Annotated in this window: 7 protein-coding genes; 3 read left to right on the forward strand and 4 right to left on the reverse strand. The window is 39.8% G+C overall.

Annotation, left to right across the window (positions count from 1 at the left end):
- Positions 1 to 165: 165 nt before the first annotated feature.
- The 4 genes from IM509_RS16295 to IM509_RS16310 all read right to left on the reverse strand — a co-directional run bounded on the left by IM509_RS16295 (position 166) and on the right by IM509_RS16310 (position 5,629).
- Positions 166 to 3,618, reverse strand: a complete 3,453-nt coding sequence (locus tag IM509_RS16295) for a CHAT domain-containing protein (RefSeq protein WP_287717168.1) — start codon at positions 3,616 to 3,618, stop codon at positions 166 to 168.
- Positions 3,619 to 3,812: 194 nt separating this feature from the next.
- A complete protein-coding gene (locus IM509_RS16300) occupies positions 3,813 to 4,223 on the reverse strand; it encodes a type II toxin-antitoxin system VapC family toxin (protein WP_012264691.1) in 411 nt (136 codons plus the stop codon).
- Positions 4,210 to 4,470, reverse strand: coding sequence for a hypothetical protein (locus IM509_RS16305; RefSeq protein ID WP_002758926.1), 261 nt, complete (start codon positions 4,468 to 4,470; stop codon positions 4,210 to 4,212). The genes IM509_RS16300 and IM509_RS16305 overlap by 14 nt, the downstream gene beginning before the upstream one ends.
- 124 nt (positions 4,471 to 4,594) lie before the next feature.
- A complete protein-coding gene (locus tag IM509_RS16310) occupies positions 4,595 to 5,629 on the reverse strand; it encodes a Clr5 domain-containing protein (protein WP_185238041.1) in 1,035 nt (344 codons plus the stop codon).
- 263 nt (positions 5,630 to 5,892) lie between these two features.
- Between IM509_RS16310 and IM509_RS16315 the strand changes: the two genes are divergently transcribed.
- From IM509_RS16315 to IM509_RS16325, 3 genes are all read left to right on the forward strand, one after another.
- Positions 5,893 to 6,504 (forward strand): calcium-binding protein, encoded by a 612-nt coding sequence (locus IM509_RS16315; protein ID WP_052275619.1) that lies wholly within the window; start codon positions 5,893 to 5,895, stop codon positions 6,502 to 6,504.
- Positions 6,505 to 6,660: 156 nt separating this feature from the next.
- Positions 6,661 to 7,260, forward strand: a complete 600-nt coding sequence (locus IM509_RS16320) for a hypothetical protein (RefSeq protein ID WP_052275618.1) — start codon at positions 6,661 to 6,663, stop codon at positions 7,258 to 7,260.
- Positions 7,261 to 7,469: 209 nt separating this feature from the next.
- Positions 7,470 to 7,651: helix-turn-helix domain-containing protein (locus IM509_RS16325; RefSeq protein WP_272079385.1), on the forward strand; the 182-nt coding region annotated here is incomplete at its 3' end.

Genomic DNA, 7,651 nt, shown 5'->3' on the forward strand with positions numbered 1-7,651 from the left:
TGAAATGGGGCGAAAGTCTGTGGACTCTGTGTAAGACAGTACATGGTTTTTTAACTGTGGTATGCGACGGTGGTGGAAGCAGAAACTTAAATCGTGAGGTTTAGGAATCGCCGCACTTTTAGGGCGGCGAGGATGTCAATTCAGATTTTGTTCCTTGCTCGCCTGTCAAAATGGTAAAAGCGGAAGACCGGCTGGATTCCCTAAACAAATAAAAGCAGCCCAATACTTAGGAGCTTCATAAGGGCGTTCTAAATCAGATTTTTGACTTAATTCACGCAAATGGGCAGCAGTTCCTATACTGTGTTTTTCTGCCGATTTGATGGCATCTTCCGTTAGCCATTGGGAACGCATTTTGGCGATGGTGAGACGCTGGAGGCTAGATTTGGCTTTTCTCAAAGCTTCTGCTTTGCTAAGTTTGGCTTTCAGGAGATAATAATAGAAATACTGCATTAAGATAGTGGTAGCCACATCCTCCACTTTCCAAAGGCTGATAATAACGGTTTTTGCTCCTGCTTGGATGAAGGAACGACGCAAACCGATGAGGGTTTCTCCTGTGTAGAGGTCTCCTAAGGCGGTTTCACAGGCGGAGGTAACGACTAACTCTGTCCCTGCTAAGTTGATAGATTGCACGTCTAGGGAAGTTAATAAGCCATCTTCGGCTTCTTCGGGTAGTTTACCGCCGTTTAACATGGTATTCACCCCCGCAAAGGCTAAACCTGAACGCAACAGGGGATTTTGTCTGGTGCCGACTTGGAATCTTTCTGAGGCGGAAAGACTCGATAACATGAAGTTTTGGTTAATTGTGTCCAGTTCGGGGGTTATATCGCCGAGAAAGTAGCCATGAGTAGCGATATGGAGAATATACGGGGCTTTTTGGGCTTTGGAGACAAGAGGTTTTAAAGCTTTGGCGGCGGTAACGGGTTTGACTCTGAGTATTTTAGCGATTTTTTCGCCTTCGATTTCGGTGCCGGGGAGGGAGTTGAATATTTGTCCTTGTCGAGAGGTGGCTAAATCGCGTAAGGATGGTTTAAAGGGGAATTTTTCCTCATTTTCGGCAGTTGAGGGCGTGTTTTCGGGACTAGCTAAGTTATAGTCAGGGTTAGCGATAACGAGAGGATAGGTGACTTTGGCGGGAATTTTGGCTTTAAAGCGCAGGATATCTCGTCCTACATTTAAGAAGTTGCAGCGATATTCATCCATTAAGTAGCTGCCTTTATCGGTGGGTAAAATTTCAAAGGGTAAGCAGTTTAATTCGCCATCGGGACAGATAATTAATTCTTGGGTGAGATAAGGCTCGATTTTGTCAAATATAAGCTTGCTTAGTTCAATTTTTGGCGATATATCCTCTTTTTTCTTAAATACGGCCACACTTAATCCTCGTGGGTTTTCTACCGATTCCCGAAACTCTTTCACTAATTTGTCTATGGGTTCAGCTTCTCCTAAATCTATCATAGTTAGCTGTTCTGGGGCTTGGGCAGGTAGGATAAAGGCGAGATAGCGAGGGGGAAAGGATGCAGCGTCACCGTTGGCGGGAATTGCCTGAAAATTGTAGTTATTAAACCTGAAAAATTCAATTAGAGTAGTTCCTTGGGGTAATTCTAAGGCGATGGTACGAAAATCAGCGTTTTGCAGTTCTTTTTCGAGGTTAAGTTCGGGGATATTTAATTCTCGTTCGAGGTTTTCTGCTTGTTGTTCGAGGGATTTAATTTCTTGTTGGTAGTAGGGAAGTTGTTCGGGGGTGGGTATATCAAAACAGCGTTTGGCGAGTTGTTGCCTAATTTGTTGCCATTGTTGGAGTTTGGGGGCAAGATGGGCGTATTGTTGGGATAAAAGGGCGATTTTTTGCAGGATGGCGGTTTCGGTTGCGATCGCTTTTCGTCTTAAGATGAGGTTATAGGCAGATTGTACCGCTTCGGGGCTATTAGGAAAGTGCTGGAAAACTAGGGAGAGAAATGTTTCTACTTTATGGTAGTTTTGTTTGACATAGTTCAGGCGTTCCTTATCGGTGCTAATGCTAAAGATTTTAGAAATAGTTTTTAAATCAATTTTTGCTGCTTCCTGCATTAATTTTAGTGCTTCTTCTGGGTGGTTGGTTGCTGCATATAAAAGGGCTAAATTATTCAGAGAAGCAGCATAGTCGGGGTGGTCAGTTCCTAAACTTTTACCAACAATTTCGAGAGCTTGTTGAGAGAGAGGTAAAGCTTGCTCATACTGTCCCATTAACCGATATAATACGGCTAAACTATTCAGAGAATTAGCATAGTCAGGGTGGTCAGTTCCTAAACTTTTACCACGAATTTCGAGAGCTTGTTGAGAGAGAGGTAAAGCTTGCTCATACTGTCCCATTGACCGATATAATCCGCCTAAGTTATTCAGAGAATTAGCATAGGTGGGGTGGTCAGTACCTAGAATTTTACCAGTAATTTCGAGAGCTTGTTGATGGAGAGGTAAAGCTTGCTCATACTGTCCCATTGCATCATATAATAGGGCTAAGTTATTCAGACAAGTAGCATATTCACGGTGGTCAGTACCTAGAATTTTACCAGTAATTTCGAGAGCTTGTTGATGGAGAGGTAAAGCTTGCTCATACTGTCCTATTGACTGATATAATAGGGCTAAATTATTCAGAGAAGTAGAATACTTAGGGTGGTCAGTACCTAAAATTTTACCGTGAATTTCGAGAGCTTGTTGAGAGAGAGGTAAAGCTTGCTCATACTGTCCCATTGACCCATATAATACGGCTAAATTATTCAGAGAAGTGGCATAGCCAGGGTGGTTAGTACCTAGACTTTTACCAGCAATTTCGAGAGCTTGTTGAGAGAGAGGTAAAGCTTGCTCATACTGTCCCATTGACCTATATAATACGGCTAAATTATATAGAGACTCAGCATAGTTAGGGTGGTCAGTACCTAGAATTTTACCAATAATTTCGAGAGCTTGTTGATGGAGAGGTAAAGCTTGCTCATACTGTCCCATTAACTGATATAATATGGCTAAGTTATCCAGAGAACCAGCATAGTCAGGGTGGTCAGTACCTAAACTTTTACCACGAATTTCGAGAGCTTGTTGATGGAGAGGTAAAGCTTGCTCATACTGTCCCATTGACCTATATAATACGGCTAAATTATATAGAGACTCAGCATAGTTAGGGTGGTCAGTTCCTAAACTTTTACCAATAATTTTGAGAGCTTGTTGAGAGAGAGGTAAAGCTTGCTCATACTGTCCCATTGACTCATATAATAGGGCTAAGTTATTCAGACAATTAGCATATTCAGGGTGGTTAGTACCTAGAATTTTACCAATAATTTTGAGAGCTTGTTGATGGAGAGGTAAAGCTTGCTCATACTGTCCCATTGACTCATATAATAGGGCTAAGTTATTCAGACAATTAGCATATTCAGGGTGGTCAGTACCTAGAATTTTACCAATAATTTTGAGAGCTTGTTGATGGAGAGGTAAAGCTTGCTCATACTGTCCCATTGACTTATATAATATGGCTAAAAGATTCAAAGAATAAGCATAAATAGGCTCATTAGTTAGTGAGTAACTTTTGGCTAAATCACAGGTTTGTTGAGCGAAGATAATCCCTTGCTCATATTGCCCCTGCTGATATAGCATTCCTAGGGTTTGGTTATACTGTTGTATCTGGTTAATTATGGATTGATTGATGTTACTATCTTCCTTTAATAAACTAAGTTTTTGTTGCTGATTATTGTTGCTGATTGATCAGAGTGATTAATGGGTTTTTCTACCACCTTAAACCGCTTATAAAACACCTCACTATTACCCTGATTACCCTGAATAAATATCTCCTACAATAAGTTGTTAAAAACCTCCGTATTGTTCCAACGATAGATACTGAAATCTCGACGATCAACAGTTAATATTCTTCCATGTCCTAGATGCTCTGCTAATACAATCAAAGAAGCGTCTGCCATATCCATCGGTAAGTTAGCGTAACGATCCATTAATTCAATCATTCGTTCAATATGATGATTTTGTAAATGAAATATTTCAAAGTTATCGTTAACCAATCCCTGCAAAAAGTTGATTTGCGCCTGATTACCTATTCTGGCTAAGAGTAAATAACAGGTTTCGGTGATAACAGGATAGGTGGTAATTAAGGCTTCATTTTGACTATAAATAGTTTGAATGGCTAACGAGTGATCTTTGTCTTTTCGATTGCCAAGAGCGAGAAAGAATCCTGTATCAGCAATGATCATTTTTTTCGGATAGGAGTGAATGCAAAATGTTTTCTGAGTTTTCGGCAAAGTCAGCCTCTGCTTCAAAGCTACCGATAAAGGAACTTTGTTTTAATTTAGCTAGGGGATCGTGTGTTTTTTCTTGGAGTTGTTGATAGCGTAGTTCAATGGCTTGTTGAATGGTTTCTAAAGTATTTTCTTGGGTGGTTTGTTGAATATAGGCTAGTTTTTGAGCGTGTTCATCGTCTAGTTGAATGGAAATTTGCATTGTTTTTTCCTATTTTATGGGCAATTACTGTTGACAATGGGCAAGGGCAATCGCTGGCATGATGCGATCTAGTTATACTATTGTATCTGGTTAATTATGGCTTGATTCATGTTACTATACTCCTTTAATAAACTAAGTTTTTGTTGTTGATTATTGTTGCCGATTGCTCAGAGTAATTAATTGTTTGTTCCACCACCTTAAACCGCTTATAAAACACTTCACTATTACCCTGTTGACCCAATTTAATAAATATCTCCTCAAGACGCTCTTGACTTAAGATAATATCTGTAGGGTCAGATTCCCCATTAACCCAAGATAAATCAATGGGTTGCTCTGTGACAATTGCCAGAAAATATTCATCTCCTACTGCATCATATTGGAAAAATCGAGCCAGTCCTTCAGACGGGGGTAAACGAAGTCCTTCTGACAGCTTAGTATAAGGAACATAGGCAAATGCTCTTGAAGGACTAAAGAGATAAAAATTTCCTTCTACCGTCTCATTAATTAACAATAAATATTTACCATTGTCAGGTAAATCAACCCATAAATAATGGGGCTTGTTAAGATAAATATAATTACCCTTATCTGGCTCTGGCTTAATTACAGTACCATTCATAACTAGACCCCTTTTTGAACTACCGTTTGAGGCTCCTCCATTAGGGGATTTTTCTCCCTCAAAATTTTCATTAATATCCAGCATCGTTAACTTATTACAAGCAGGTGCAGCAACTTCTTTTGCTAATTCCCAACCCATCCGAGGAAATTTTTTCTCCCATAACCATTGATAAGTCACTTGATGAGGTTCAATTGAATTCTGAGGTTTTCCTTTCTTCTCATATTTAGTAGTAATTAAATTGACACTTAATTCTAATCCATCGTCTATCATCGCTTGTTTAAACACATCTACCATTATTCTCCTAATTCTTTTCGCATATTCATTAATAGTTGCTTCCGTATAATGAAGATTATGCTTATCTTTCATTATTTCGACAATTTCACTTCTTTTTTTATCTTGATTTTTTGGATTATATAGAAGTTGAAATAAACAACTATGATCTTGATTTTTTATCAAACCAGTACTTTGCAAGATCTGGTTTAGAAATGCTTTTTGCAATAGGTCTTTATCTTTAGTTCCTATCCTGTCAGGAATGCCAACCATTTTTAGTTCAAAAATAATCAAAAAATTAATGGAGATATTTAGAGATTACATCATTTTCTCGGATTTGTCAATATTTTGATGAGAAAGAGAAAGCACTGTTATTAATTGTTATTTAAAGTTATGTACGGTTATTTAGAGCTATTTAGAGTTATTTAGAGTTGTTGGCTGATACCAATTTGTTATTCAGTATCTATTGAATGTTATTTGCTCTGAATGTTTGACTTGAATCATCAACTTAATTAATTCACAGGAGTTGACAGCTAATGCCAGTTTACAACGGTACAATTTACAATGACTTCTTGTTCGGCAGTTTCGGTAATGACACCATGTACGGGAATGAAGGGAATGATAGCATTTACGGCCAAGGAGGCAACGACTACATCGACGGTGGAATAGGCAACGACTACATTGATGGTGGAGATGGTGCAGATATCATCTTCGGCCGCGCTGGAAATGACAATGTCTTCGGCGGAAACGGTAGTGACTTGCTCATTGGCGAAGCGGGTGCTGACACTTTATCAGGCGGAAACGACACTGATTATCTCTTTGGCGGAGCCGACAACGATGTTCTATTAGGAGGCGCTGGGAATGACTTTGTCTATGGCGGCTATGGCAATGATATCCTCACTGGCGGCACTGGTGCCGATGCCTTTTTTTTCGGTTCTCTTCTAGAAGGAGTTGACGTAATCAAGGATTTTCAGTGGATAGAGGGCGATGTCATCCAAATCAGTAAGTCCGGATTTAATGCTAGTAGCCTTAGCCAATTTAACTACAATAGCTTAACAGGTGGGTTAAGTTTTCTTGGGCAACAATTCGCAACCATTGAAAATCGCCCCGCCGGGTTTGCTGTCTCTTTCGATGTTCAGCTTATTTAACTAATTGGGAGTGGGCGGGCGAATCTTTTGGTTCGCCTGTTCCAGACGACTGGGGAATTTTTGCTCACTGGTCAAACTAAAAGCATGAACCTTGTTCTCAAGGAACAAAAGATAACGAACAACAAAAAAAGAATTAATTTTTGAGGAGCAACAAAAATGTTCAATCCCTGCAACCCCAAATATCCCTTATTTACTTTTGCTCTTGCTTTATTCGTTGGCGGTATTACTAATCTAAGCAGTGCAGCAGAGTTTAAATTTCCTGATCAGGTTGATATTTACGTTAAATCCTTAGGAGGTGGTGCTGGTGCCAATTCTGAGTTTGGTCTTGGGACTACTTCAGAAAACTTTGTTCCGGTTCTTTCAGGATTGCCGAATAATCCATCAACAAACAGTGAGGTTTTTTTGGGGTCTTTTAATCCAGATCAACCAATTCCACTGGCGGTTCTAACTAACTGGAATGGTCAAAGTTTTTTCGCTACAATTGGAGGCACAGATAGGGCTTCACAAATAGTTTTTTCAGATCTAGATAATAGCCTTGGTTTCGGAGGAAATACATTTGAGTTACTAGATACTAATATCTTCTTAGCTCATCTTGATGACGCTGCATCTTTCACTGTAGATGATGATGACGATGATGTTCTTGTTCAGATTCGTGTTGCATCTAAAAGAACGACTCCAGAATCCAGCAGCGTTCTTGCTTATATTACCCTTGGGGGTTTAATACTAGGGAGTGCTATCCGCAAAGCCAGAAAGTGATCGCAGATATTGTAGCTCGCTATTGGGTTGTTGTCAGCTGAGACCTTGGGGTAGCAGATAGATATCTAGAACATCTTTACTGACATCGCTCCCCACCCATGTTTTTTCTTGTGTCATCGAAAATTTTGGGTCTGAAACCCCGTCGTTCTACGACGGCTTTACTGTTAAATATGAGCATCGTTTACGAAATATATGCTAAAACGTGAGGTATGGAAAAAGCCTATTCGTTTCGATTTTACCCCACACCAACACAAGAGTCGCTATTGCGGCGCACTTTGGGCTGTGTAAGATTAGTTTACAACAAAGCTCTCCACGAACGAACACAAGCTTGGTACGAAAAGCAAGAAAGAGTAGGCTACGCTCAAACTTCTTCAATGTTGACCGATTGGAA

Origin of the sequence: Microcystis sp. M31BS1, assembly GCF_020245285.1 — a bacterium.
Lineage (GTDB): Bacteria > Cyanobacteriota > Cyanobacteriia > Cyanobacteriales > Microcystaceae > Microcystis > Microcystis panniformis.